At 71.8% G+C, this 26792-nt stretch carries 23 protein-coding genes; 13 read left to right on the plus strand and 10 right to left on the minus strand.

Going from position 1 to position 26792, the window contains the following annotated elements:
- The first annotated feature begins 6 nt into the window (after positions 1 to 6).
- Positions 7 to 765: a GAF and ANTAR domain-containing protein gene (locus JOM49_RS29705; RefSeq protein ID WP_209667489.1), complete on the plus strand. Its 759-nt coding sequence runs from the start codon at positions 7 to 9 to the stop codon at positions 763 to 765.
- 385 nt (positions 766 to 1150) lie between these two features.
- Here the strand turns inward: JOM49_RS29705 and gcl are convergent, their stop codons facing one another.
- From gcl to JOM49_RS29725, 4 genes are all read right to left on the minus strand, one after another.
- Positions 1151 to 2920: a glyoxylate carboligase gene (gene gcl / locus JOM49_RS29710; RefSeq protein ID WP_209667490.1), complete on the minus strand. Its 1770-nt coding sequence runs from the start codon at positions 2918 to 2920 to the stop codon at positions 1151 to 1153.
- A 28-nt stretch (positions 2921 to 2948) separates the two neighbouring features.
- The gene (locus tag JOM49_RS29715; protein ID WP_209667491.1) at positions 2949 to 3827 is read right to left on the minus strand and encodes an NAD(P)-dependent oxidoreductase; all 879 of its coding nucleotides are present in this window, start codon (positions 3825 to 3827) and stop codon (positions 2949 to 2951) included.
- Positions 3828 to 3855: 28 nt separating this feature from the next.
- Positions 3856 to 4638, minus strand: a complete 783-nt coding sequence (locus JOM49_RS29720; protein WP_209667492.1) for a hydroxypyruvate isomerase family protein — start codon at positions 4636 to 4638, stop codon at positions 3856 to 3858.
- A 190-nt stretch (positions 4639 to 4828) separates the two neighbouring features.
- Positions 4829 to 9073 (minus strand): cation-translocating P-type ATPase, encoded by a 4245-nt coding sequence (locus JOM49_RS29725; protein ID WP_308158921.1) that lies wholly within the window; start codon positions 9071 to 9073, stop codon positions 4829 to 4831.
- Positions 9074 to 9228: 155 nt separating this feature from the next.
- Between JOM49_RS29725 and JOM49_RS29730 the strand changes: the two genes are divergently transcribed.
- Positions 9229 to 9459: a hypothetical protein gene (locus tag JOM49_RS29730; RefSeq protein WP_209667493.1), complete on the plus strand. Its 231-nt coding sequence runs from the start codon at positions 9229 to 9231 to the stop codon at positions 9457 to 9459.
- Here JOM49_RS29730 and JOM49_RS29735 read toward each other — a convergent pair.
- Positions 9456 to 9992, minus strand: coding sequence for a putative immunity protein (locus JOM49_RS29735; protein ID WP_209667494.1), 537 nt, complete (start codon positions 9990 to 9992; stop codon positions 9456 to 9458). The two genes, JOM49_RS29730 and JOM49_RS29735, sit on opposite strands and share 4 nt — an antisense overlap.
- 175 nt (positions 9993 to 10167) lie before the next feature.
- Between JOM49_RS29735 and JOM49_RS29740 the strand changes: the two genes are divergently transcribed.
- The 8 genes from JOM49_RS29740 to JOM49_RS29775 all read left to right on the plus strand — a co-directional run bounded on the left by JOM49_RS29740 (position 10168) and on the right by JOM49_RS29775 (position 17056).
- Positions 10168 to 11664 (plus strand): MFS transporter, encoded by a 1497-nt coding sequence (locus JOM49_RS29740; protein ID WP_209671750.1) that lies wholly within the window; start codon positions 10168 to 10170, stop codon positions 11662 to 11664.
- Positions 11665 to 11720: 56 nt separating this feature from the next.
- Positions 11721 to 12062: a carboxymuconolactone decarboxylase family protein gene (locus tag JOM49_RS29745; protein WP_209667495.1), complete on the plus strand. Its 342-nt coding sequence runs from the start codon at positions 11721 to 11723 to the stop codon at positions 12060 to 12062.
- Between the two features lie 129 nt (positions 12063 to 12191).
- Positions 12192 to 12512 carry an anti-sigma factor antagonist gene (locus JOM49_RS29750; protein ID WP_282768555.1) on the plus strand — a complete coding sequence of 107 codons (321 nt, stop codon included), beginning with the start codon at positions 12192 to 12194 and terminating at the stop codon, positions 12510 to 12512.
- Positions 12513 to 12669: 157 nt separating this feature from the next.
- Positions 12670 to 13257, plus strand: a complete 588-nt coding sequence (locus tag JOM49_RS29755; RefSeq protein ID WP_308158922.1) for a DJ-1/PfpI family protein — start codon at positions 12670 to 12672, stop codon at positions 13255 to 13257.
- Positions 13254 to 14225, plus strand: coding sequence for an ABC transporter substrate-binding protein (locus JOM49_RS29760; protein WP_209667496.1), 972 nt, complete (start codon positions 13254 to 13256; stop codon positions 14223 to 14225). The genes JOM49_RS29755 and JOM49_RS29760 overlap by 4 nt, the downstream gene beginning before the upstream one ends.
- On the plus strand, positions 14222 to 15268 hold the full coding sequence (locus JOM49_RS29765; protein ID WP_209667497.1) for a FecCD family ABC transporter permease: 1047 nt from the start codon (positions 14222 to 14224) through the stop codon (positions 15266 to 15268). Before JOM49_RS29760 ends, JOM49_RS29765 begins: the two co-directional genes overlap by 4 nt.
- Positions 15265 to 16089 (plus strand): ABC transporter ATP-binding protein, encoded by an 825-nt coding sequence (locus tag JOM49_RS29770; protein ID WP_209667498.1) that lies wholly within the window; start codon positions 15265 to 15267, stop codon positions 16087 to 16089. The genes JOM49_RS29765 and JOM49_RS29770 overlap by 4 nt, the downstream gene beginning before the upstream one ends.
- A complete protein-coding gene (locus JOM49_RS29775) occupies positions 16079 to 17056 on the plus strand; it encodes a GlxA family transcriptional regulator (RefSeq protein WP_209667499.1) in 978 nt (325 codons plus the stop codon). The genes JOM49_RS29770 and JOM49_RS29775 overlap by 11 nt, the downstream gene beginning before the upstream one ends.
- Here JOM49_RS29775 and JOM49_RS29780 read toward each other — a convergent pair.
- Positions 17044 to 17646: a TetR/AcrR family transcriptional regulator gene (locus JOM49_RS29780; RefSeq protein ID WP_209667500.1), complete on the minus strand. Its 603-nt coding sequence runs from the start codon at positions 17644 to 17646 to the stop codon at positions 17044 to 17046. The genes JOM49_RS29775 and JOM49_RS29780 overlap by 13 nt on opposite strands.
- A 99-nt stretch (positions 17647 to 17745) precedes the next feature.
- On the opposite strand from JOM49_RS29780, the gene JOM49_RS29785 reads away from it, so the two are divergent.
- Complete coding sequence (locus JOM49_RS29785; protein ID WP_308158923.1) at positions 17746 to 18906, plus strand: FAD-dependent oxidoreductase; 1161 nt, start codon at positions 17746 to 17748, stop codon at positions 18904 to 18906.
- Here JOM49_RS29785 and JOM49_RS29790 read toward each other — a convergent pair.
- Complete coding sequence (locus JOM49_RS29790; protein ID WP_245369525.1) at positions 18863 to 20209, minus strand: MFS transporter; 1347 nt, start codon at positions 20207 to 20209, stop codon at positions 18863 to 18865. The genes JOM49_RS29785 and JOM49_RS29790 overlap by 44 nt on opposite strands.
- Entirely contained in the window at positions 20206 to 21045 is an 840-nt protein-coding gene (locus JOM49_RS29795) for an alpha/beta hydrolase (RefSeq protein ID WP_209667501.1), read from the minus strand. The genes JOM49_RS29790 and JOM49_RS29795 overlap by 4 nt, the downstream gene beginning before the upstream one ends.
- A 112-nt stretch (positions 21046 to 21157) precedes the next feature.
- On the opposite strand from JOM49_RS29795, the gene JOM49_RS29800 reads away from it, so the two are divergent.
- Both JOM49_RS29800 and JOM49_RS29805 read left to right on the plus strand, forming a co-directional pair.
- Positions 21158 to 22141 (plus strand): LysR family transcriptional regulator, encoded by a 984-nt coding sequence (locus tag JOM49_RS29800; protein WP_209667502.1) that lies wholly within the window; start codon positions 21158 to 21160, stop codon positions 22139 to 22141.
- Between the two features lie 25 nt (positions 22142 to 22166).
- Positions 22167 to 22517 carry a CU044_2847 family protein gene (locus JOM49_RS29805; protein ID WP_209667503.1) on the plus strand — a complete coding sequence of 117 codons (351 nt, stop codon included), beginning with the start codon at positions 22167 to 22169 and terminating at the stop codon, positions 22515 to 22517.
- Here the strand turns inward: JOM49_RS29805 and JOM49_RS29810 are convergent.
- Positions 22514 to 26266: a trypsin-like peptidase domain-containing protein gene (locus tag JOM49_RS29810; RefSeq protein ID WP_209667504.1), complete on the minus strand. Its 3753-nt coding sequence runs from the start codon at positions 26264 to 26266 to the stop codon at positions 22514 to 22516. The two genes, JOM49_RS29805 and JOM49_RS29810, sit on opposite strands and share 4 nt — an antisense overlap.
- 116 nt (positions 26267 to 26382) lie before the next feature.
- A complete protein-coding gene (locus JOM49_RS29815; RefSeq protein WP_209667505.1) occupies positions 26383 to 26685 on the minus strand; it encodes a hypothetical protein in 303 nt (100 codons plus the stop codon).
- Positions 26686 to 26792 lie beyond the last annotated feature (107 nt).

Consider the following 26792-nt stretch of genomic DNA (forward strand, 5'->3'; position numbering starts at 1 on the left):
CGCACCATGTCGGACCCAGTGAGCGCAGTGGCCAGAGACCTGGCCGAGATCGGCAGACTGGTCGACGACGACGATCTCGACACCGCGCTCTCCCGCTACATCGATCGGGTGGTCACCACCGTGCCGGGCTGCGACCACGCGGCCATCACCGTGCGCACCGAGCACGGTCCGCAGCCCGTGGCCACCAACCTGCCCGCCGCGGTCACGGAGAACAGCCACCGCCCCACCGTCGCCGTCGGCCCGATCGGCGAGGTCCTGGCCCACCGCGAACCGCGCTACCTGGGCGACACCCGCGTCGACGAACGCTGGCCCGCCTACTCGGCGCTACTCCGCCGAGCAGGACTGCGCAGCTGTCTCGCCCTGCCCCTGCCCGCGAACCGCACGCGCAGCGCCGCCTTCAGCCTGTACTCCCGCACCCCGGCCCAGTTCGACTCGGCGAGCCACGACCTCATCCTGCTGTTCACCCTGCACGCCGGGAGCACCTTCGACAACGTCAGCACGTACCACCACTGCCGTTCGCTGGTCACCCACCTGGAAGCCGCGCTGGACAACCGCACCACCATCGGGCGGGCCCAGGGCCTGCTCATGCGCCACCACGACACCAGCACCGACGACGCCTTCGACCACCTGCGCACCATTTCGCAGCGGCACAACACCAAGCTGCGCGACATCGCCACCCAACTGGTCACCGCGCAGGACAACGGGAAGTTCGCCTCGGTCCTGTCCACCCTCACCAGCGCCCCCACCAGCCCCTCCCCCTCCTGAGCCACTGTCACGAATGTGGCTTTCGAGACATCCAACGTCCCGAAAGCCACATTCGTGACACCCCCGCACCCCACCGGCACCCACCCCGCGCCATCCCCACCAAGCGCCCGGCCTCGAATCGACCCGGCATCATCGCGCCACCAACTGGCCCCTAGAAGCGACCCGGCGCCAGCCACCGACCCGGTGCCCAGCCACCAAAGAACGCCAGCATCCCCACCGAACCGGCGCCCGGCACCAAAAGCCCCCAGCACCATCCCCACCTCTCCCATCCCGATACAAAGCCAAAACACGGCGGGGATTACTTTGTCAAGGCACGCTTCCCAGCCTTGACAAAGTAATCCCCGCCGTAGTCACACTGAAAAACCGGGATGGCAAGAGCAGCCCATCAGTCCAACCCCACCGGCTGCGGAGCCTCCACCCCCTCCCCCAATTCCTCGAACTCCACAATTCCATCCAGATCCTGCCCCATAGCGATATTCGTCACCCGCTCCAGGATGATCTCCACCACCACAGGCACCCGATGCTCAGCCATCAACTTCGCCGCTTCCTCGAAGGCATCCGCGATGAGCTCCGGCTCGTGCACCCGGATGGCCTTGCATCCCAAGCCTTCCGCGACCTTCACGTGGTCCACCCCGTACCCGCCCAGCTCCGGCGAGTTGATGTTGTCGAAGGCGAGGTCCACGTGATAATCCATGTCGAACGCGCGCTGCGCCTGGCGGATCAATCCCAGATAGGAATTGTTCACCAGCACGTGGATGTAGGGCAGGTTGAACTGCGCCCCCACCGCCAGTTCCTCGATCATGAACTGGAAGTCGTAATCCCCGGACAGGGCGACCACGGTGGCGTCCGGTTCGGCGACGCACACGCCGAGCGTGGCGGGCACCGTCCACCCCAGCGGCCCGGCCTGCCCGCAGTTGATCCAGTGCCGCGGGTGGTAGACGCGCAGGAACTGTCCACCGGCGATCTGCGAGAGCCCGATCGTCGACACATACCGCACGTCGCGCCCGAACACGGCGTTCATTTCGCGGTACACCCGCTGCGGTTTGATCGGCACGTCACCGAAGTCGTTGCGGCGGTGCAGGGTGCGCTTGCGGTCACCGCAGGCACCGACCCAGTCGGCCCACGACGGCAGGGTTCCGGCCGCTCGGCGCTCACGTGCCACTGCCACGAGTTGCCGCAGAGCCGCCTTGGCGTCCGACACCACACCGTAGTCCGGCGCGAACACGCGCCCGATCTGCGTCGGCTCGATGTCCACGTGCACGAACCGCCGCCCGGCGGTGTAGGTGTCCAGACCACCGGTGTGCCGGTTGGCCCAGCGATTCCCGATGCCCAGCACGAAATCCGAGGCCAGCATGGTCGCGTTGCCGTAGCGGTGCGCCGTCTGGAGTCCGGCCATGCCCGCCATCAGGCGGTGGTCGTCCGGGATCGAGCCCCAGCCCATCAGCGTCGGGATCACCGGCACGTCGAGCAGTTCGGCCAGTTCGACCAGTTCCTCGCAGGCGTCGGCGTTGATGATCCCGCCGCCCGCGACGATCAGCGGGCGCTCCGCGGTGACCAGCAGGTCCAGGATCTTCTCGGCCTGTGCCCGCGTGGCGACCGGTTTGTGCACCGGCAGCGGCTCGTAGGTGTCGATGTCGAACTCGATCTCGGCGAGCTGGACGTCGAGCGGCAGGTCGACCAGCACCGGGCCCGGCCGCCCGGACCGCATCAGGTGGAACGCCTGCTGGAAGGTGCCGGGCACCTGCGCGGGCTCGAGCACCGTGGTGGCCGCCTTGGTGACCGTCGCGGCGATCGAGGCGATGTCGACCGCCTGGAAGTCCTCCTTGTGCAGTTTGGCCACCGGCGCCTGGCCGGTGATGCACAGGATCGGCGTGGAATCGGCCCACGCCGAGTACAGCCCGGTGATCATGTCGGTGCCCGCGGGCCCGGACGTCCCGACGCAGATGCCGATGTTGCCCGCCCGCGCCCGGGTGTAGCCCTCGGCCATGTGCGCCGCGCCTTCGACGTGGCGCGCCAGCACGTGCCGGATCCCGCCGTGGTCGCGCATCGCGGAGTAGAACGGGTTGATGGCCGCACCGGGCAGGCCGAACGCCTGGGTGGCGCCCTCCCGCTCCAGGATCAGGACGGCGGCGTCGACGGCTCGCATGCGTGCCATGGCGTCTCTCCTCTTGGGACGGACGGGATCACTTGAGGCCGGACAGTTCTTCGACGAGCAACCGCAGCGCCGAGTGGTCGAGCGAGCCGTGGCCGCGGGCACGCAGGGCGCCCATCAGCTGGGCCACCACCGCGCCGAGCGGGATGGCCACCCCGGCTTCACGCGCGGCCGAGGTCACGATGCCGAGGTCCTTGTGGTGCAGGTCGACCCGGAAACCCGGGGTGTAGTCGCCGGCGATCATCCCGGCGGCCTTGCGGTCGAGGATCCGGTTGCCCGCCAGCCCACCGGCCAGCACCTCGACCGCCGCCTCGGCGTCGACCCCGTGCGCGTCGAGGAAGACCAGCGCCTCCGCGACCAATTGGATGGTGCCCGCCACGATCAGCTGGTTGGCGGCCTTGACGGTCTGGCCCGAACCGGCAGGTCCCACGTGGACGATGGTCGAGCCGACCGCGTCGAGCACGGGCCGCGCGGCCTCGACGTCCTCCGCGGTGCCGCCGACCATGATCGACAGGCTGCCTTCGACGGCTCCCGCCTCCCCGCCGGACACCGGTGCGTCGACCATCCGGATCCCGCGTTCGGTGGCGGCCCCGTTGAGCCGGGCCGCGACGTCGGGTCGGATGGTGCTCGCGTCGATCCACAGGGCGCCAGGACGGGCGTTCGCGAGGAGGTCCCCGGCCACGCCTTCCACATCCGGCGAGTCGGGCAGCATGGTAAGCACCACGTCGGCGCCGGTCACCGCCTCGGCCACGCTCCCGGCGCCACGGCCACCCTGCGCGACGAGCGCGTCGACCTTCTCCCTGCTCCGGTTGTAACCGATCACGTCGTGCCCGGCCCTGACCAGGTTGGCGGCCATCGGGCCGCCCATGATGCCGAGGCCGATCACCGCGACCGTGCGCTGCTCGCTCATGCCTCTCCTTCCAGACCTTTGTGGACAGTCAGCGCCGCAACCAGGCGAACGGGTCGCCGTCGGCCTTGTACTCCAGGCCGACGAGCCCCGCATAGCCCGCGGCTTCGAGCGCGCCGAGCCAGTCGTCCAGCGGCAGTTCACCGGTGCCCGGCGCGCCACGGCCCGGCGCGTCCGCGATCTGCACGTGACCGATCCGCTGGGCGTGCGCGGAGATCACCGCCGGGACGTCGTCGCCGTTGACCGCCAAGTGGTAGAAATCCGCGAGCAGCAGCACGTTGTCGGCGGCGACCTGGTCGATCACCTCGACGGCGTCGCCCGCGGTTTTGAGCGGGTACGCGTCGATCCCGCTCACCGGTTCGACCACGATCCGGCCGCCGATGGCACCGACCACCTTCGCCGCGTGCACGAGGTTCGCCACGGCGAGCTCGTCCTGGAGTTCCGGCGCCGCCCCGTCGACCCGGTTGCCGTACAGGGCGTTGAACGTGCGGCAGCCGAGCCGCTCGCCGATCCCGGCCACCACGTCGAGGTTGTCCCGCAGCTCTTTTTCCCGGCCAGGCCACGAAACGAGACCACGATCCCCGGCGGGCATGTCCCCGGCGGCGAGGTTCAGGCCGGTGAGCCGCACCCCGGCGTCCTCGATCGCCTTGACGAAGGCCTCGACCTCGGCGTCCGCCGGGACCGCCTCGGCGAACGGCCACCAGAACTCGACCGCGTCGAACCCGGCGGACCTGGCCGCCGCCGGACGTTCCAGCAGGGGCAGCTCGGTGAGCAGGATCGAGCAGTTCACGGTGTAGGACAACCCGTGCTTCATCGGTACATCCCCTTCAGCCGAGACCTCGGACGGCAACGAGAAACAACGCTTGATTTCGCATGGTGGAATACTTATACTGCCTAGCGAAATAGTAGCCGCCGCTTCAGCGCACGTCGAGGCCCTCGGCGGAATCTCCTGCGCGCGGACCAGCGCGCCGGCCGAGGGAAGTACCGTCGTCGATCAGGCCGCGTCAGCCACCATCGCCCTGGTCATCGGCCGAGTCCGCGGACGGCCGCCAGATCGGCAGCAGGGAGGTCGCGGCCCCGGTCGTGACGCCCGCACCGACCCCGGCCCAGGCGAGCGGACCGAGCGGGGTGCACCCGAAGAACTGGCTGACCCCAGGCGTTTGCACGATCGCGGCCAGCGCCAGCGCCGAACCGACCGCGGTGCCGACCACCAGTGGACTGCGCCGCCGCCCGCGCAGGGTCTGCACCAGCTGGGTGCCGACCAGCCCGCACAGCGCCATGGTGCTGGTGCGCCGCACGGAACCCGGGGTGAACCGGCCGATCAGCCACGCCGTCGTCGCCCCGACCCCGGTGGTCACGCCGCGGGCGGTGATGTCGCTCGACAGCCGCTCACCGAGACCGGCCGGACCGTCGCCGCCGGTGCCGTTCTCGTCCGGGCGGGTGACCGCCACCGCCATCGCCGGGAACAGGTCGGTCAGCAGGTTGACCAGCAGCAGTTGCCGGGTCCCCAACGGTGAGTCTCCGGAAAGCAGCGTGCCCAGCACCGCAAAGCCGATCTCCCCGGCGTTTCCGCCGACCAGGATGACCACCGCGTCGGAAACGCTGCGCCACAGCGCGCGGCCTTCCGCCACCGCCTCCAGCAGGACGGTCAGGTCCTCGTCGGTCAACGCGATGTCCGCCGCGGTGCGCGCGGCGGTCGAGGACCGGGCTCGCACGCCGATGCCGACATCCGCTGCCCGGATGGCCGCCGCGTCGTTCGCGCCGTCGCCGACCATCGCGGTCACCCGCCCCGCCTCGCGCAGCGCCTCGACGACCTGGAGCTTCTGTTCCGGCGCGACCCGGGCGATCACCCCGGCGTCGGCCAGCAGCCGCGCGCGGCCGTCGCGGTCGAGTTCGGCGAGTTCGTGCCCGGTGATGACCGGGGTGTCGGCGGGCCAGCCGAGCGACGTCGCGATGGCGAGCGCGGTGTCGGGGTGGTCGCCGGTGAGCATCACCGGGGCGACCCCGGCCGAGCGGAGCCCGCTGACCAGCGGCTCGGCGGTGGCCCGCAGGCTGTCGGCCAGCCCGACGAAACCGAGGAACTCCAGATCCGACAGCACGCTGTCATCGTCGAGCACGTTCGCGGCCTCTTCCCCGACCTTCCGCGCCGCCACCGCCAGCACACGCAATCCCTTGTGTGCCAACGCTTCCCCGGCCTTGGCCAGTTCTTCCGACCCGGCGCACGCGGGCAGGACGACCTCCGGGGCGCCCTTGACGACCAGCGTCGTTTCGCCGGCCCGGTCCCGGCCGACCGCGGCCGAGAAGCCGCGGTTCGCCTCGAACGGCTGTCCGTCCACTTCGGACCAGCCGGGATCCGGGCCTGCCGAGTCCAGCACGGCGTGGTCGGTGGCGTGCACCCGGACGTGCGGATCGTCGAGCGAGCCGGGGCACGCCCTGGCCGCGGCCCGCAGCACCGGATCGTCTTCGCCGGGTTCCCGCCGTTCGCCGTCGGGCCCGGTCGTGGCGACCACCCGCAGCTTGTTCTCGGTCAGCGTGCCGGTCTTGTCGAAGCAGACGACATCCAGGCGCCCCAACGCTTCCAGCGCCCGCGGCGCACGCACGAGGATGCCCCGGTCGGACAACCGCCTGGCCGCCGCCCGTTGCGCCACCGTGGCGACCAGCGGCAGGCCCTCGGGCACCGCGGCGACCGCGATCGCCACCCCACCGGCGAGCGCGCGGCGCATCGGGCGGCCGCGGATCGCGGACAACCCGGTGACCAGGGCACCGCCGAGCATCGTCAGCGGCAGGGCGCGACGGGTGAGGTCCTGCAGCCGGGCCTGGATGCCGACCGCGGCCGCGGTCCGGGTGGCCAGCTCGACCGCCCGCCCGGCTACCGTTTCGGCGTCGACGGCCACGACCACGGCCGTGCATTCGCCGGTGACCACCGTGGTACCGGCGAAAACCAGGCAGCTGCGCTCGGCCAGCGGCGCCCCCGGCACCGGGTCGAGCTGCTTCGCGACCGGCAGCGACTCCCCGGTCAGCGCCGATTCGTCGACCTCGAGATCGGCGGCGGTGAGCAGGCGCGCGTCGGCGGGGACGACGTCGCCGACCCGCAGTTCGATCCGGTCGCCGGGTTTCAGCGCCCGCGCGTCGACCACGCCGTCGCCGACCTTGCGCGCCCGCTGCCGCTCCCCCTCCTGCAACTTGGCCAGCGCGCGGTGGCCGCGGAACTGCTGGGTGCCACCCACCACGGCGTTGAGTCCCATCGCCGCGCCCACCAGCAGCGCGTCCACCGGCGAGCCGACCACGGCGGAGGCCGCCGCACCCAGCGCCAGCACCGGGGTCAGCGGATCGTTCAGCTCGGCGACGACATCCGTGGCCCATCCCGTCCCGAAACGCACCGGGGCCGCCGCCGGATGCCGGGCCGCCGCTTCGGCCACCGAACGCACCCGGCGGACGGTCAGGTCCCACGGTGTCGGTGTGCCCGTGCGGGCGGAAAGCCGCTGGACCACCTCGTCGGCGGTGAGTTCGTGCCAGGCCACCCGGGCCCGTCCGGCGGGCAGCCGGGCCGCGGCCACCCGCAGCGCGGTCAGCCAGCCCATCGTCATCCCGGTCAGCCCGCCGAGGGTGACCGGATCCAGGCGCCCGCGACCACCTCGGCGGCGGCGGGACATCAGCAGCAGCCCGCCGATCAGGGCACCCGCGGTGGCCACCCGGGTCGCGCGCCTGCTGTTCGCCCGGGCGGCGGCCGCCATCCGCAGCACCCGCCACACACCGGGCAGACCGCGGGGGACGATCAGGTCCGCGCCCCACAGCACCGGGGCGTCCCGGTCGGCGAGCGCGACGCAGAGGTCGCCGGCGAGCAGCCCCACCACGTCCTCGGAACTCGGCACGCAGCGCGGGGCCGGACGGCCGGCGGTGAGCACGACCCGGCCCTCGTCCTGCAACCGCGTCACCAGGTCCGCGAACGTCTCACCGGCGCCGGTCGTCACGACGTCGTCCGCGAGTGTGGCGAACTCACCCAGCCGTTCGCGGGCGTCGCGGCCCGCGATGACCACCCGCGCCTCGGCCCGCCGTGCCGCGTCCAGCACGGCTTCGGCGTGCGGGTCCAGCCCGTCTTCCCCGTGCAGCGCGTCGACCTGCAGCACCACGGTGTCCACGGTGTCCAGTGCCTTGAGCCGGTCCGGGTCGCGGACGAGCACCCCTTCACGGGCGAACGCGGTACCCATCGCCGTGTGGAAGGCGGTGTCGGCGTACCGGGCGGGCATCGGGGACGCCGCGAGCATCGCCTGCGCGGCCTCCCGGACGTTGCGGCGCACCACCAGATCGACCAGGGCCGCCAGCAACCCGCCGCCGACCGCGTTCTGCGCGTAGTCCTCCATGGGCGCCCGGACCCGCCGCGGCGGTGGCGTCACGCCGAGGCTGGGCCGTTCCGGGGAGCAGAACTCGTCGTGCACGGCGTCGAACGCGGCGAGGCGGGCGATCGCCTCGGCGAGTTGTCCCGTGCGCAGGAGCGCGTCCAAGGCCAGCTCGACCGGGTCCTGGCTCAGGCCCCGCACCGCCGCGGACACCCCGGACCTCGTCAGTTCCGCCGTGTACCAGCCGAATCGTTCATCCAGCGCCGCGCGGACGGCCGGGTGTTCCCTGGCCGCGGACACCGCCGCCCGCAATCCTTCGTGCACCCGGCCGGTGCGCACCGCACGCGACCCCACCGACACGGCCAGCCCGGCGATGTCCATCCCCAGCGCCAAGGCCGCCGTCCGCACGCCGTAGGTGTCGCCGGGATGCGCCGGGGCGCAGTCTCCCGGCTCGGCCGGGACCAGTTCGTGGCGCTCGCAGTGTTCGTGGATCCAGTCGAGAACGCTGCCGTGGCCGGTGTCCTCGACGAGGTAGATGACCACGCTGCCCAGCCCGCCGTCCCAGTATGCCGCGACTACGTCCTCGTGCTCGGCGACCTCGTCGGCGAAGGCGTGCCCGTCGGGACCGGTGGCGTGCTCGCTCGGCCGCAGCGGCACGTGCAGGCGCCGTCCCGCACGCCACACCGCCGTGCGCGGACCCGCGGCGTTGCGCACGACGCGCGCCGTCCGCACGGTGGTGCGGGTGGTCATCCCGGCCACCTCGGTGGCGGTCCCGGTCGCGCCCGCCGTCAGCTCGCCGACCAGCGGGCGGATCGCGCCGACGGCCTTCTTCGCCTGCCGCGTCACCAGGATCGGCCCGGTCAGCGCGAGGATCATCCCGGTCTTCGATACCCCCAGCAAACCCTTGAGCACGCCCACCTCCACCAGCCGACCAGGACAGGCTGCGGCGTTCCCCAGCGGGTTGGGCGCCAAACGAGCGCACCCCGACCGGGTGAACAACTGCTTCGAAGCCACGCTGAATAGGACGTTATACGCCTGACAGGCTCACCGCGACTAAGCTGGGCGGGGTGACGGACGAGCAACTGATCGTCGAATTCGCGCTGACGCGCTTGGACTACCCCGACCTCGACCTCGAAGAAATCGCCGCTCTCCTGGTTCGCCGGCTGGGCGAAGAGCAGATGCTGGACTTCGCCGGCCACACCCTCGCCGCACGCGGCGAGTTGCGTGGGGCCGTGTTCCCGTCCGCGGTCGAGCACGTGCTGCGTGTCGTCCTGACGCTGCGCGGGCCGGCCGACTAGGTCGCTGGGTGCCGCAGCGAACTGTCGAGTGTTCGCAGCAGTTCACCGACCCGGCCGCGCCCGCTCGGAGCGTTCGGGTATCGCATGAGGACGGTGACCACGATCGGATTGGCCAGGTTTTGGGCTTTGACGAGGTGGTCGGCGCCGGAGTCGTCGCCCGAGTCGAGTTCGAAGGCTCGCGCGGCGTGGGCGGCGGAGCCGAGGATGTGCACGACCTGGGTCGCTTTCGCCAGTGGGTGCAGGAAAGCGGCGCTGGCCGCGGCGAGGGCCGCTCGTGCGGCTTCGCTCGCCGCGGCCTGGCCCGCGTCGCGTGTTTCCTGATACGCCCGTTGCGCCGCCCATGCGCTGTCGCGGATCGACTTGGTTCGCTTCGCCCCCTCCGCGAAAGCCCGCGCGGCGTCGATAGCGGTGCGTGGGCGGTCGTCCTCCGGACGTGCCCGTTCGAAAATCGCCAGCGCGGGCGCCGCGCAGGCCACGGCATAGCCGGTGACTTCACGCAGTTCGGCCAGGCTGAGTTCGATGGTCGCGGTCATACCGGTCGACCGTATCGTTGAAAGCCCGGTTGGCACTTCGCACGCGGAAGCGTCAGGTCAGCGCGGGAGAACCTTCAACTGATCCGGCCGGGCGGAAAAAAGATCTCCCCCGCTGTCGGTTGCGGGCCGTCCCGTTCGTCGAGTCGGTATGGGCGACGAACTGAGGACGGGCACGATGGACAGCCAGACCACACGGGCCGGACGGCGGGAATGGACCGGGCTGGCCGTGCTGGCACTGCCGACGCTGCTCCTGTCACTGGACATGAGCGTGCTGCACCTCGCGGTGCCGTACCTGGCCGCCGATCTGCACCCCAGCGGCAGCGAACTGCTGTGGATCATCGACATCTACGGCTTCCTGATCGCCGGGTTCCTGGTCACCATGGGCACGCTCGGCGACCGGATCGGCAGGCGGAAGCTGCTGATGATCGGCGGGGCCGCGTTCGGCCTGGCGTCGATCGGCGCGGCCTTCGCCACCAGCCCCGAGATGCTCATCGCGGCACGCGCGGGGCTCGGCGTCGCCGGTGCCACGCTGATGCCCTCCACGCTGGCCCTGATCAGCAACATGTTCTCCGACCCCCGGCAACGCGGGACGGCGATCGCGGTGTGGATGAGCTGTTTCATGGGTGGCATGGTCATCGGCCCGGTGGTCGGCGGGGTGCTGCTGGAGCTCGCGCACTGGGGCACGGTGTTCCTGATGGCCGTCCCGGTCATGGTGCTGCTGCTCGTCACCGCGCCGAAGCTGCTGCCGGAGTACCGCGACGAGCAGGCCGGACGGCTGGACCTGCTCAGCGTCGCGCTGTGGCTCGGCGCGGTGCTGCCGATCGTCTTCGCGCTGAAGGAACTGGCCAACGACGGCCCGGAGCCGCGCAACCTCGCCGCGCTGGCCGCCGGGGTCGCGGTCGGCGTGCTGTTCGTGCGGCGGCAGCGGGTGCTGGAGCACCCCATGCTGGACCTGACTCTGTTCCACGACCGCAAGTTCAGCGCGGCGCTGAGCATCGTGCTGGTCGGCGCGCTCACCATGGGCGGGGTGTTCCTGCTGGTCAACCAGTACCTGCAGCTGGTCGAAGGGCTTTCGGCGGTCCAGGCGGGTTTCGCGCTCCTGCCGCAGGCCGGTGCGGTGGTCGCCGGGTCGCTGCTCGCGCCGAAGCTCGCCCGGCGGTTCCGGCCGGAGTTCGTGCTCGGCTTCGGCATGCTGGTCGCCGCCTGCGGGATCCTGCTGTTCACCCGGGTCGGCGTGGACAACGGGCTCCCGCTGGTGGTGCTCGGCATGGCGGTGGCGGCGTTCGGGATGGGCCCGCAGGGCGTGCTGTGCACGGAGATGGTGATCAGCTCGGTGCCGCCCAGGAAGGCGGGCGTGGCGTCGGCCATGTCGGAGACCACCGCGGAATTCGGCATCGCCATGGGGATCGCGGTCTTCGGCAGCATCGGCACGGCCGTCTACCGCTCCGGCACCGACTTCCCCGCGGGCACCCCCGCCGAAGCGGGCGAGAGCCTCGCCGGTGCGGTCGCGCTCGGCCAGGAGTCGCTGCTGGCCGGGGCCCGGGAGGCGTTCACCAGCGGCGTGCACCTGGTCGCCGCGATCAGCGCGGTCATCGTGGTGGCGTTCGCCGTGGTCGGCATGACCGCCCTGCGCCGCCGGCCGCAGCCGGACCGCGAACTGGTCAATTCCTAGTCTCTTCCTCCATCGCCCGCGCGAAGGCGCTGGCGGCGGCCGAGCGGTCTTCTTCGGTGACCAGCACAGTTTCCCGTCGCTGCAAGGGCGCCTTCGGCCTGGTGCCGAACATGTTCCGCGCCGTGGCACACTCCCCCGCCGCGCTGACGAGCATGTGGGCCCAGTTCGGCGCGGTGGCCGACCGCAACTGCTGCGACTACTGCCTTTCCGCGCACACCCTGCTCGGCAAGAAGGCCGGCGCCACCGCGGGCGAGATGGCCGGCGCCCAGAGCGGCCGGTCGGACGACCCGCGCACCGACGCCGTGCTCAAGCTGGCGACGCTGAACGTGTTCACCAACTACCTCAACGTGGCCCTCGACGTGCCGGTGGACTTCGAGCGCGTGCCGCTGACCCGCTGAGCACCCGGCCCGCCGGTCCTCACGATCGGCGGGCCCGGCCAGCCGTCCGGTCGTCACACAACAGGCACCGCACGGTTAAGCTCGGTTACCCTCGGTGTTGACCGATGTCATCGAGGTACAGGAGCGATCGTGAGTCTCGCGGTGCGATGGAAGCACACCCCGGCCAAGCTCGTCGTCACCGTGGAAGGCGAGATCGACACCAGAACCGTGGCGAGACTCAAGGAATCGGTGACCGCCGCGAGAGAGGCCGGGGAGGACCTCGACCTGGTCGTCGACCTGACGAAGGTCACCTTCCTGAACTCGGCCGGCCTGGCCGCGCTGGTGGAGATCGCCAGCCAGTGCCACCGCGACGGCCAGCAGCTCCGGCTGGTGTGCACCACGCGGGTGGTGCTCAACCCGATCCGCCTCACCGGACTCGACCGGGTCTTCACCATCGTGGACGCGCCCTGAGCCTTCCCTGAGTTTTCACTGAAGTCCCGGGAACTCCGGCCGCCTCCCGGCCGACAGTTCCAGGGACAGGTGTGCCCGGGGGCGTGGCCGGAAACGGGTGGATGTTGGCTCACCGGCCACTCCTCCGGCGGCCGGGCCTCGGTGAGGATCTACAGGCGTGACTCGAGTGGATGTGCTGGTCTTCGACGGCGTCGACGACCTGGACGTGGTGGCGCCCTACGAGGTGCTCGACCTGGCGAAGCGGATGGGCGCCGGGATCTCGGCCGCGGTGGTGGCCCTCGACGGTGACGGGGTGACCACCCAGGGCGGCCTGCGGCTGGGCACCACGGCGAAGTGGGCCCCGGACGGCGCCACCGTGCTGCTGGTCCCCGGCGGCGGGTACGCGGCCAAGGACGGCGCCGGGGTGCACGCCGAACTGCGGTCCGGGGCGCTCCCGGAGGCACTGCGGGCGGCGATACGGCCGGACCAGGTGTTCGCGTCGGTGTGCACGGGCGCGTTCCTGCTCGCCGCGGCCGGTCTGGTCAGCGGACGGCCGTGCACCACGCATCACCGGGCCGCGGCCGATCTGGAGCGCGCGGGCGGGCGGTACCGCGCCGAGCGCGTGGTCGACGACGGCGACCTGGTCACCTCGGGCGGCATCACCTCCGGCCTCGATCTGGGCCTGCACCTGGTGGAGCGATTCGCGGGCGCCGAGTACGCCACCTCGGTGGCGAAGGCGCTCGAATACGAACGGCGTACGGCGTGAAGCGGGCGATCGCACTGGCCCTCGTCCTGCTGAGCGCCGCAAGTTGCGCGACCGCGCCCGCGACGGCACCGACCGGGGCGAGCACCGTCCAGGACTGCCAAGGCAAGGACGTCACGATCCCCGAACCCCCGCGCCGGGTGGTCGCGCTGGATGGCTGGGCGGCGCAGTCGCTGGTGCGGCTCGGGCTCGGCGACCGCGTCGTCGGCGTGGGCTTCACCGGCCCGCTCACCGCCGAAAGCGAGCCGTTCCGCGGCGAACTGGCGAAGATCCCGGTGCTGGCGGCCAAGAGCATCCCGGTCACCGAGGTCGTCGCGGCCCAGAGCCCCGACGCCGTGGTCACCGCGTTCTCCAGCTTCGGCGGCGCGCCCGGCACGGCCAAGGACGCCGACCTCGCCACCATGGGCGCGGTGGGCATCGCGGCCTGTCAGCCCCAGCAGGCGGGCGACCTTTCGGTGACCTACGACTTCCTCACCAAGCTCGGCCGCGTGTTCGGCGTGCCCGAGCGGGCGGAGCGGCTCATCGGCGAACTGCGGGCGCGCGAAACCGCGGTGGCGAACCGGACCGCCGCCGCGCCGAAGCCGCGGGTGCTGGCGCTGGCCGACAACCCGGTGGCCGGGCAGCCGGTCAAATCGCTCGGCGGCGGCACCATCGGCAACGCGCTGATCCGCCTGGGCGGCGGCACGAACATCTTCGCCGACGTGACCGCCATGCACGCCGACGTGTCGCCGGAGAAGGTGGTCGAGGCCGATCCCGAGGTGATCTGGGTGGTCAGCGACTTCAGCTTCGCCAGTACCACCGGGCCCGAACTGGTGGCGCAGGTCAAGGCCAACCCGCTGCTGGCCACCACCACCGCGGCGGAACAAGGCCGGATCCTGAGCAGCTCGCAGTACCTGGTCGGCTTCCCGACCCCGCTCAACCTCGACGGCCTGGAACAGCTCGCGGCCGGACTGCACCCGGTGGCGAAGTGACCGTCACCGCGACCCGCCCCCGCGGCTACCCGGCGGTGCTCGGCGCACTGGGCGTGGCGCTGGTGTGCAGCGTGCTCGTCGCGACCGGCATCGGGCCGGTCAGCGTGCCCGCCGGGGAGGTGCTAGGCATCCTGGCGCACCGGCTCTCCGGTGGCACCGGTGGCGCGGGCACCGCCGAGGTGGTCATCTGGCAGTTCCGCTTCCCGCGGGTGCTGCTGGCCGTGGTGGTCGGCGCCGGGCTCGCCCTCGCCGGTGCCGTGGTGCAGAGCGTGGTGCGCAACCCGGTGGCCGATCCGCACCTGCTCGGGCTGTCCTCGGGGGCTTCGGTCGGCGCGGTGCTGGTGCTCACCTCCGGCGCCACGCTGCTCGGCACGCTGACCGTGCCGGTGATGGCGTTCGCCGGAGCGACCGCGGCGATGGTGCTCGTCCTGGCGCTGGCCCGCCAGCGGGGCAGGCTGCAGCCGCTGCGCCTGGTGCTGGTCGGCGTGGCCTGCGCGCACCTGTTCAGCGGGGTCACCTCGTTCCTGCTGGCCAGCACGAACGACGCCGCGGCCCAGCAGCAGATCATCTTCTGGCTGCTCGGCGGGCTTTCCGGTACGCAGTGGCAGGCGCTGCCGGTGCCCGCGCTGGTGGTGGCCGCGACCACCGTCGTGCTGCTGGCGCGGGCGCGGCGGCTCAACGTGCTGGTCCTCGGCGACGACGCCTGCGCCGCGCTCGGCGTGCCCGCCCCGCGCCTGCGGTGGCAACTGCTCATGCTGACCACGCTGCTCACCGGCACGGTGGTGGCGGTCTCCGGCGGCATCGGGTTCGTCGGGCTGATCATCGGGCACCTGGCCCGGATGGTCGTCGGGGCCGACCACCGCCGGGCGCTGCCCATCGCGGCCATCCTCGGCGCGGTCTTCCTGGTCTGGTCCGACGTGCTGGCCCGGCTGGTGATCGCGCCGGCCGAACTGCCGATCGGCGTGGTCACCGCGTTCCTGGGGGTGCCGTTGTTCCTGCTGGTGATGCGCGGACGCGGGCAGCGGCTGGAGGGAGTGGCATGAGCCTGGTGCTCACCGGCGTCGGCCTCTCGCTCGGCGCGGCACGCGTGCTCGACGACGTGTCGCTCGCCGTGGCCGAAGGCTCGTTCACCGCGTTGCTCGGTCCCAACGGCAGCGGCAAGTCGAGCCTGCTGCGGACCGTTTTCCGGGCCCAACGGCCGGATCGCGGCCGGATCCTGCTCGACGGGGACGACGTGTGGCGCCTTTCGGCGGCCGAAGCCGCCCGCCGCACCGGTGTGCTGTTGCAGGAACAGCACGCCGGCTTCGAGTTCACCGTCGCCGAGACGGTGGCACAGGGCCGGACCCCGCACCTGAAGCCGTTCGACCGCTTCGGCCGGGCAGATCAGGCCATTGTGGACGAAGTGCTGGACCGCACCGGGCTGCGGTCGTTCGCGCACCGGCGGCTGGCCGAGCTGTCCGGCGGGGAACGGCAGCGGGTGCTGCTGGCCAGGGCGCTGGCGCAGCGGCCGAAGCTGCTCGTGCTCGACGAGCCGACCAACCACCTCGACATCCGGCACCAGCTGGAGTTCCTGGAACTGGTGCGCGGGCTGGGGGTCACCGTGCTGGCCGCGCTGCACGGCCTGGAGATCGCCGCCACCTACGCCGACGCGGTGGTCGTGCTGCACGGCGGCCGGGTCGCCGCGGCCGGGACCCCGGCCGGGACGCTGACCGAGCCCACCCTGCGCGGGGTGTTCGGCGTGGAGTCCACAGTGGACACGGATCCGGTGACCGGCCGGCCGCGGTTCGCGCTGCGCCCGGCTTGCGTGTGCCCGCGGCTGGCGTGTCACTGGAGTTGCGCGCGGCGGTCCGTCGATGCCGGTTGATCCCCACCGGGTGGCGGTGCTGGCGCCCGACGGCGTGGTCGGGTTCGACCTGTCCATCCCGTGCCAGGTCTTCGGCACCGTGCGGCTGGCCGACGGCTCGCACCCGTACCGCGTGCTGGTGTGCGGGTCGCGCCGGACCGTGTCGGCCACCGCCGGGGGCATGACCTACTTCGACATCAAGGTGCCGCATCCGCTCAGCGCCGCCGAAGACGCCGGGACCGTGCTGGTCCCCGGCCTCTCCGCGCCCTACCGCGTGCCCGGCGAACTGCTGGACACCGTGCGGGCGGCGGCCGAGCGCGGCGCCAGGGTGGTCTCGATCTGCACCGGGGCGCTGGTGCTCGCCGCCGCCGGGCTGCTGAACGGCCGCCGCGTCACCACGCACTGGGCCACCGCCGCCGAACTGGCCTCGCGCTACCCGGACGTCACCGTGGACGCCAGGGCGTTGTTCATCGGCGACGGCCGCATCTTCACCTCGGCCGGGGTCGCCGCCGGGCTGGACCTGTGCCTGCACCTGGTGTCCCGCGACTTCGGCGCCGCGGTGGCCGCCACCGCCTCACGGGTGGTCGTGATGGCGCCCATCCGCGAAGGCGGGCAGGCCCAGTTCATCCCCGGCAGCGAACCCCCGGCGGACAACGGTTCCCTGGCCGCGACACTGGCCTGGATGCAGGAGAACGCGGGTGAACCGCTCACCCTGGCGGGGATCGCGCAGCACGCCGCGCTCAGCGTCCGGACGCTGACCCGGCGGTTCCAGGAGCAGATCGGGATGAGCCCGTCGCGCTGGCTGCGGCTGCAGCGCCTGCACCTCGCGCGACGGCTGCTCGAGACCACGGACCTGCCGATCCCGCAGGTCGCCGAACGCAGCGGGTACGGCTCGGCCAACGCGCTGCGGGCGCACTTCGCGCAGGACCTGGCGACCACCCCGCAGCGGTACCGGCACGCCTTCCGCCCGGCGGCTCAGCGCGGCTGAACGCCACCACCGAGCGAGGTGAGCAGCGTGGTGATCACCGACTCCACGCGGGCCCGGACCTCGGCTTCGGGAGCGCCGGTGAGGGTGACGCGCTGGAGCACCCCGACGAGCGCGAGCGCCAGCGCGGCGGGGTCGGCGGCCGCGGCGAGCCTGCCGAGCCGCCGTTCTTCGGTCAGGTAAGCGGCGACCGCCTTCTCGACGGCGTCGAGCCCGGCCGTCCGGTCACCGAGGACCGCGCGGACGAGACCGGGCAACCGCGGCCGGGACGCGATGAGCCGGGTCAGCGTCAGCAGGGTCGTGGGCGGGGTGGAGAGCAGGGCGTCGCCGAGGTTCGCGGTGACGCTGCCGGTGCCCGCCCGTTCGGGCAGCGTGGCCGCGGCGGCGGAGATCAGGAAGCTGCGGTCGACGGCGTAGGCGGCCAGGAAGTCGTCGAAGTCGGTGAAGTGCGCGTACAGCAGGCCGGTCGCCACCCCGGCCTCGCCGGTGATCGCCCGGCCGCTGAGCTTCCCGGGGCCGTCGCGGACCACCACCTGCTCGACCGCGGCGAACAGTTGCTGCCGGACCTCGGGAATCGCGACACCTCGGGGCACGCGCCGAGTCTACCGCCGGGGGTTGCGCCGAGAATGAGCAAGTGCTCATACTGAGTTTGAGCACTTGCTCATTCTGGGTCGACGGGCGGGAGAACAGTGGTGGGAAACGGGCGAGTGGTGGTCGCCGGCGCGGGGATCGCCGGGCTGGCGGCGGCGTTGCGGCTGCACCGGGCGGGCCGGGACGTGCTCGTGGTGGAGCGGGCGCCGGGGCGCCGCAGCAGCGGGTACATGGTGAACCTGCTCGGCGTCGGCTACGACGCGGCGGAGGAACTCGGGCTGCTGCCTGCCCTGGCGGCCCGCGACCTGGGGGCGTTCACCTCGATCCTGGTCAAGGCCGACGGACGCGAGAAGTTCACCGTTCCGGCGGCGGTCGCGCAGGCGGCGGTGGGGCCGCGGATGCTCACGGTGTTCCGCGGTGACCTGGAGTCGGTGCTGTACGAGGAGGTCCGTTCGGCTGTCGAAATCCGGTTCGGCACCACGGTCCGGGAGTTCACCCAGGACGCCGACGAGGTGCGGATCTCGCTCAGCGACGGCACTTCCGAGCGCGCCGACCTGCTCGTCGGCGCGGACGGGCTGCATTCCGGCGTCCGCGGCCTCCTCTTCGGCACGGATTCCCGGGTGGACCTGCGGCACATGGTCGGAGCCTTCCCGCTCGACCGGGTCCCGGCGGACGTGCCGGAGGGCGCGGGCACCACGTTCATCGGCGTGGGGCGGACGGCGGCGGTGATCAACCTGGGCCCGGACCGGTCGTCGGCCTTCTTCACCTACCGCACCGGCGACCCGGAGGCCGAACTCGCGCTGGGACCGGCGGCCGCGCTTTCGCGGGCGTTCGGCGATCTGGGTGGCGGCGTGCCGGACGCCCTCCGGCAGCTCGAAGCCGCCCCGGCGGGCGCCTACTTCGATTCCGTGTGCCAGGTGGTGCAGGAGGAGTGGAGCCGCGGCCGGGTCGTGCTGCTGGGCGATTCGGCCTGGTGCGTCACGTTGTTCGCCGGCTACGGCGCCGCGCTCGCCCTCGCGGGCGCCGACCGCCTCGGGTCCTTTTTGGACCAGCACGCCGACGTCCCGACGGCACTGGCCGGGTGGGAAGCGAGCCTGCGACCGGAGGTCAGCAAGCGGCAGGCGCTGGCACGCAAGGGGATCAGCCAGTTCGCGCCGTCCGGCAAGGCGGAGATCTGGGGACGTGAGGTGATGATGCGGGCCATCCGGCTGCCCGGGGTCAGCGGCCTGATCCGGCGGTCGATCGAGCGCGCGAACCGCTGAGGGCGGCGGTGGCCAGCGCGGCGAGCACGAACACCACGGCCTCATACGCCATCGCGTGCCCCATGGCCCCGGCGGTGTAGACCGCGCCCGCGATGGCCACGCCGAGCGTGCCGCCGAGTTGCTGCGCGGTGGGCAGCAGGCCCGACACGGAACTGGCCACTTCGACCGGGACCCGGCTCAGCACCAGGGAGAAGCTCGACGCGGTGAACAGGCCGAACGCGAACCCACCCGCGCCCAGCACCACCCACAGCAGCGGCGCCGGAGCCGCCATGGCCGGCACGACGAGGAGCGATACCGCGGCGAGCCCACCGGAGGCGGCCGCGAGCGCCCCGGCGCCGTACCGGCGTGCCGCGGCTTCGGCCACCCCGCTGCCCAGCAGGGCACCCACCGCGTACGGCGCGATCGTCAGCGCGGTCTGCAGTGGACTTCGGTGCAGCACCCCTTGCAGTTGCAGGGAAAGCAGCAGGGTGAACGACGGGATCCCGGCGTTGAACACCAGCACCGCGCCGATCCCCCACCGCGTGGTCCGCGCCGCGAGCGCCGCCGGGTGCACCAGCGGGTACCGCACCCGCCGCTGCACCGCGGCGAACGCGGTCAGCAGCACCACCGCGGCGGCCAGGCTGAGCCAGGTCCACACCGGCCGGCCCGCGTCCTGCCCGAGGGTCAGCGGCAGCACGAGCAGGACGAGCCCGGCCAGCGACAACACCGTCCCGGCCGGGTCGCCCCGGCTCGTGCCCACCGGCCGGGCCGCCCGCGGCAGCACCCGGAAGAGGACCAGCGCGGCGACACCGACCGGCACGGGCAGCGCCAGTGCCACCCGCCAGCCGAGCCCGAACGGGTTGAGGTGCAACAGAATCCCGCTGAAAAGCGGCCCGGCGAGCGAGGCGATGGCCATCGTCGCCCCGTACCGGCCCAGCACCCGCGCCCGCCGGTGCTCCGGCACAGTGGTCTGGATGAGGGAAAGGATCTGCGGGGCCACCAGCGCGCTGCCGAGGCCCTGTACGAGCCGGGCGACGACCAGCGTCGCGGGGCCGGGTGCCACCGCGCAGGCCAGGGACGCCAGCGTGAACACGGCGGTCCCGATGACGAACAGCCTGCGGTAGCCGAAGCGGTCACCGAGCCGGGCCGCGGTGATCAGCGCGCAGGCGTAGGTCAGGGTGTACCCGGCCAGTGCGAGCTGCGCGGCCCCCGGCCCGGCGCCGAGGTCGTGGCGGATGCTGGGGACCGCCAGTTGCATGACAGTCACGCTCATCAGCTGGACGAAGGTGCCGGAGAGCAGCACCAGCAGCGCGGCGGTCCTCATACCTTCGCGATCCCGGCGAGGACCCCGGCGAGTTGCTTCGGCCGCGTGAGGAACGGGGAATGCCCGCCGGGCAGGGAAAACACCGTGCACGGCGAGTCCGGCGCCGCACGATCCGCTTCGGCGATCATCAAGTCCTGGGTGGCGGGCGGCAGCGCGAGGTCGCCGGTCAGCCGGATGTAGCTGCGCGGCACCCGGCCCCAGCGCCGCGCGGTGAGCCGGTACTCCCCCGTCAGCGACGCCAGCGGCTCGTCCGGGTGCAGGGAGAGACGCCAGCCCGGCCGGTCGGCGGGCCAGTCGTTCAGGAACGCCCGCCGGATCGTCGCCACCTCCTCCGGGTCCGGCGACAGCGGGTTGATCCGGAAGGCGCCGATGGCCTCGGGATCACCGTTTCGCGGCACTTGCACGGCGTCGGCGTTCTCCTCAGCCGCGACGTACTCGACGAACCGCGGCCGTCCTCCCGGCACGAAAGCCGACAGGTAGACGAGGTGGTCGACGAGGTCCGGATGCCGCTCGGCCGCGGCCGAAGCCGGACCGCCGCCCGCGCTGTGCGCGACGAGCACCACCCGGGCGGACCGGCGGCGCACCTCGGCGAGGTCGGCCACCAGTGCGTCGACGAGCTGCTCCGCCGTCAGCTGCGCGACGCCGGACGGCTCGGTCGCCAAACCGGGCTGCCCCGGCCGCAGGTAACCCGACGGCACCGGTGCGGTGAGGCCGTGACCGGGCAGGTCGACGGCGACGCTGGGCACGCCGTGCGCCGCCAGCGCCCGCTGGGTGGCCGCCCAGTGGAGCGAGGAATGCCAAGCCCCGTGGACGAAAACGGTAGTGGTCTGGTTCATGGGCGGGCCTTTCGGTAGCGGGTCGGGGCCCAGCCCACTACCCGGAAAGCCCGCTATCCACGTCCATAGCTGAAGCAGCGCCGCGCCATATCTTTCACGTATGGTCGGCGCCATGGAAGCGCGTCACCTCCGCTACGCCCTCGCCCTGGCCGACCACCAGCACTTCGGCCGGGCCGCGGCGTCACTGGGCATCGCGCAGCCGCCGCTGTCCGCCCAGATCGCCGCGGTCGAACGCGAGATCGGCGAGCGCCTGTTCGACCGCACCTCGCGTGGCGTGTTCCCGACCGCGGCGGGCACGGCGTTCCTCGCCAGGGCAAGGAAAGCGCTGGACGAGATGGGGGCCGCCGTGGTCGAAGCGGGCCGCGCGGCCCGCGGTGAGACCGGCCTGCTCCGGATGGGATTCATCGGCTCGGCGCTGCTCGCCCCACTGCCCGGCGTGCTCGGCCGGTTCCGCAAGTCACGGCCGGACGTCCGGCTCGATCTGCGTGAAATGGGCAGCCCGGATTCCGCCGCGGCACTGGTCGCCGGGGAACTCGACGTCGCGGTCGGCCGCGGCAACCCGCGGGGTGCGGGCGCGGAGGACCTGGTCACCGTCCCGATCGGCGCCGATCACCTGGTGGCCGTCGTCGCCGCGGCGCACCCGTTCGCAGGCCTGCCGGAGATCGGCCTCGAACAGCTGGCGGCCGAGCACCTGATCATGTCCGCGCCCGCGCAGGAACCCGCGGTGGCCTCCCACCTGCGAACCCTGTTCGGCGCCTCGGCACTCGACGCCGCGACGACCTCCCGGGATGTGCACACCATCATCGGCCTCGCCGCGTGCGACGCGGGCGTCGGCCTCGGCCCGGCGCGCATGCGCCTGATCACCCGCGACGACGTCTGGTTCTGCGACGTCACCCCGCGCTTCCGCCTGCCGGACCTGCAACTGTCCTTCCGCGCGGCCGACCGGTCCCCGGTACTGGCCGCCTTCCTGGACGTCGTGCGCGCCAACTGCCCGGAAGTAGGCTCACGCCTCGACGACGTTCTCACCCGGCGGCAGCCCACCGTTGCCGGGCGAACTCAGGCAGGACGCGGCCGGGGAGACCCAGTCCCGGCCTAGAATGCCGCCAGCGGATCACAGCGAGATGGGGGAAGCACCGGTGGAGCACGAGGCGGAGTTCGACCATTCGGCCTACCTGCCGGTCGAGGTGGCCGGGCAGCAAGTTTACCTGGAAGCGCGCCCGGTCGGTGACGACGAGGAAGAGGTCGCCTCCCGCGCGTTCGCCTTTCCCGAGTTCACCGCCTCGCTGACCGCACTGACGCAGTCGGTCACCGACGCCGTGCTCGACGGCTTCGAGCGGGCCAAGCCCAGCAAGCTGACCATGGAGTTCGGGTGCGAGGTCGGGGTCGAGAGCGGGAAACTCACCGCGATCCTGGTGAAGGGCACCGGGAAGGCCAATATCAAGGTCACCATGGAGTGGAGCCCGCCGAGCTAACGCAGGCGCCGCAACGACTTCTCCGCCCGGCGCCGAGCCGCTTTCGACATGCGGTCGTCCTCGGCCAGTGCCTCGAGTGCGGCTCGCCCCTTGGCGGAATCGAGCTGGGCCATCGACTCCGCGGCGGTCACGCGTTCCTCGGGTTCCAGCTTCCGGTTCTGCGATTGCGCCTGGTAGTTCTTCATTTGCTGGCGGCGGCTCGGCTTCGGCTCCTGCCGTGCGATGGACTTCTCGATCTTGGCTCGTTGGGCCGGTGTCAATCTCTGCAACGCGCGTTGACGAAGATCGCTGGAAACATGCCGATTCTTGATGAAGTCTTCGTACAATTCCAGCGCCTCGACCGGGCGCAGGGAGTGCAGTTTCGCCAGCGCATCGAGCCGGAGTGCCCCGGCCCCGTGCTGCGCGACGGAGCTGATAAGGCTGACGCCCAGCGCTTTGTCGAACCCAAGAATTCTTTCCCCCAGCCGTAGGCGGAGGGCCGCGTCCAACCCCGGGGTGTTGCCGAGCACATTCAGTGCGGCGCGACCCTGTTCGCTGTCGTGTTCGTAGAGTTGCTCTGCTGCGACGACCCGAGAAGAAAAGTCCACCAGCTGGTTTTCAGCCAATTCCCGCAACAACGGACCGCCGCGGGCGAAGTCTTCTTCCGCCACAATGCCGGCCGCCTCCAGCCGCACTTTGGTCTCCACCTTCGCCCGCGCCAGGCGCTCCAGCGCCGCGAGCCCTTCGGCGGGCACGAAGTCCAGTGCGGTGGACGCCGCGTGCAATCGCACCACGCCTTCGGCCTGTTCCTCATCGGCGAGCCGAGCCAGGGTGCGCGCCGTACCGGCCGGGTCGATCGGCCCGGTGATCTCGGCGAGATCGAGGCGCTGCTCCCCCACCGTGGGATCCGCGGTCAGCTGCATCCGCACTTCGTGCCCGTGCTGAGGGCTCACCTCGGCCAGCTTCGCTGTCGCCTCCAGCCGTTTCTGCACCGCCACCGTGCGATCGAAGGCGATCCGCACCAGCGACTCGAGGCCATGGAGCTGTCCCCAGCCCGCCAGCTTTCCGGCGGCCGCGATCCGGATGCTGGCCTCGATGGCAGGATCCAGGGCCAGTTCGGACAGGAACGGGAAACTCGCCCCGGCCGCGCAGTCCTCCATCGCCACCGCCGCTGCCAGCCGGTCAGCCTGCGATGCCCGCTGGTCACGCACCAGAACGGTCAGTGCGGACAGCCCGCGAGCGGTGTCGAGGGTGGCGAGTGAGCGCGCGGCGGTCAGTCGCACACTCCCCTTCGACCTGGTGGACGCCGCCCTGCTCAGCAATCCGAGTCCCCGGTCCTCATCGAGGTCGGCCACGGCTCGTGCGACCTCCAGACCGAGGTCGGTGCCGGCCAGCTCTTCGGCAAGGCGCACCAGCGACCGCACTCCCCGTGCGGCGTCGGCATCGACCAGCGCCCGCGCGGCGAGCAGGCGGTCGGCGCCGGACAGCCGTGGATCGCCGCTGATCTCCTCCAGGACCGACAATCCGGTCTCGGGACGCAGGCCGAGCAGGAAGGTGCTCGCCCGCAACCGGCGCTGGAACGTCGCTCTCGAGGTCGCCAGTGTGCGGAGGACTTCGGCGGCGTGGGGCTCGTCGATGTTGCGCAGCGCCTCGCAGGCGGCCCGCCATTCGGCGTGGGTGATGCTTTCGTCACCGATCTGCGTCACCAGCACCTGCCGCAGTTGCCGGCGTACCTTGTCGGTCAACCGCACCCCTTGGCGCTCCAACTCCAGCACGAAGCCGAGGTTCGCCCGGCGGTTCCGGCGCTTGAGCATCCGCAGCAGCACGCGGTCGATGTCGACGCCGTCGCGGAGGAGCCGGGCAGCCAGGAACAGGTGGATCTCCAGCTCCGGTGACAGCCAATCATCGCGGGGTTGCAGTTGTCTCACCGGCGAGGGCTGGTCCTCGGCGAGGTGGCCGGCCGCGAGGTACTCCTCCATCGTCTGGTGGATGAAGCTGAACCCGGCCGGCTTCTCGACCAGCAGGCCGCAACTGCGCAGTACCTCGCGCAGCACGTTCGTCCATTCGTCGACCGGCACGCTTTCCGGTCGGTGCACGCCCCGATCGGCGAACACCGCGGCGGCCCGTTCCGGCAGCGGGCCGGTCACTCGGTGCAGGAGGTTGTCGTGCGCGAGCTTGGCCAGTACCGCGTGCAAGTGGTCCAGCAGGTCCTCGGTGGTGCTTTCGGCTTTGCGTGTGCCGCGCCCGATCCACTGGCTCACCAGCTCGTGGACCCCGACGACGCCACGACGGCGGGCCAGCAGGGCGACGAACCGGTCGTACAGCTCCGCGCGGCTGACCGGGACATCCTGGTCCGGATCCCGCGCGTGCAGTACGCACATCATCGTCGCGGTCAGCGGCACCTTGGCCAGCTCCGCGAGTTTCGATCGGTGGATGCGATCGACGAAGCGCGCCGCCGCGGTTCCCGGGTCCTCGACGCCGAGTTCGGTGAACCAGGCCTCGGTAAACGCGCGGAACTGGGCCGAGTCGAACGGACTGATCTCGAAATACGGGTAACGGCCGTTGCTCGAACCCCGCTGCGCATCGGTCGCCGACAGCGGCCGCGAGGTCACCAGGATGCGGTGCCCGCTCACGCGGTGCCGGTCGACCCGGTTCAGGGTCATCGACCGCTCTTGCAGGTTCAGCACCTCGTCCACGCCGTCCACCAGCAGCAGCCAGGGGACCCCCGGCATGGGCGGACGGCTGAAGAGCGCCGCCAGCGTGGCGTGGTCGAGATCCAGGTCCAGCATGCCGGTGACCCCGCGAGCGAGCTGGTCCGGCAAGCCACCTGCCGCCTGCAGCGCCGTCGCGGGCACCGGGACCGGGACGAACGCACCCCGCTCCCCGGACAGCCAGCGGTTCGCCTCGACCGCGGTCAGATGCCGGACCAGGCTCGACTTCCCCGCACCCGGATCGCCGGTAACCTGCACGTCGAGTCGATCCCGCACCAGGTCATCGGCGAAGGCGAGCTGGCCGGTACCGTCTCCGGCGTGCTGGCGGAGGTAGACCTTGGACAGCGGCGGGGTCGCGTCGAGCACGGCGGCATACGGGTGCTCGTCACCGGCCACGGCCGCCGCACGCAGGTAGCGGCGCATCAACGGCCCCGGATAGGCCACACCGAGCGCGGCTAACTGCCCGTCGTCAAGCAGATCGAGCCAGGGCACCGAGAGCACACGCAGGAATGGGTAGCATTCGAAGATGGTGCTCGCCGGTACCAGGCGGGCGGTCTCGCCGTGCCTGCTGTCCCGCCGCTGCACCACGCCGCACACCGCACCGGTCCGCCAGTTGAGCGCCGGCCCGCCGCTGTTGCCCGGTCTGACCCGCCCTCGCGCGGTCCTCAGCAGGACCGTGCCGTCATCGCGTTCCGAGTAGCCTTCGAGCTCGAGCAACGCCGAATCCCCGGAACGGTAGTGATCGTCCGGATAGCCATAGGTCAAGAGCTGATCCCCGGGTTCAGCGGGTTCACCCAGCTGAACCGGCGCAGAACTGCGCTCGTCCAGCGAGCGCAGCAGCACAAGACCGCCCGTGCCGGGAAAATACGTGTCCGGCAGCACCTCGAACCGGTGCCCGCTCGGCGCGGTCACCGGGCCCGCCGGGTCGTTCAGCACATGAGCGCTGGTCAGAACCAGGTCCGTGGTCACGAAGAACCCGGTGCCCGCCTTTTTCCCGGAAACCAGTGGCACCGTGGCAGCCCGCAGCGCCTCTTCCAGCGGAGTCCGACTGCCGTGCATGCGCCCCTCATCAGGAAGACCGGTCACCTGGCCGGACCATCATGTCAGAGCATTGCCGGTAACGCCCCCGCTGATCACGATTTCGAGGGCCGAACTCAGTCCACAGTGGACAATCACTACCAGCGCAGGCGGGCCCAGGTGGTGTGGACCGGGCCGGTGGCGCGGACGCCCCAGACACCGGCGAGGCGTTCCAGCAGCCATCGGCCGACCCATGCCTCTTCGTCGGGGCGGGAAGCCGTGGAGGCGGCATCGGTGAGGTAGTCCACCTCGATCGACAGCTGGCCCTGGTCGTTTTCGCGGGTGAGCCACACACCGCGCAGCCCGCTGCCCGCGCGGAGCACGTCGGTGACCAGTTCGTCGGCCAGCAGCACGGCGTCCACCACCACCGCTTCCCGGCAACCCCGCATCACGTCACGCACCGCTTCGCGAACCCGCCCGACGGCCTCCCGGCCGCGTCGCGACCCAGTGCCACCAGCCACGCTGAACGCGCACAAACGCATAGCCACGGCCCTCCCAATCGCCTCAA

The organism is Amycolatopsis magusensis, assembly GCF_017875555.1.
In the GTDB taxonomy this organism is placed as follows: domain Bacteria; phylum Actinomycetota; class Actinomycetes; order Mycobacteriales; family Pseudonocardiaceae; genus Amycolatopsis; species Amycolatopsis magusensis.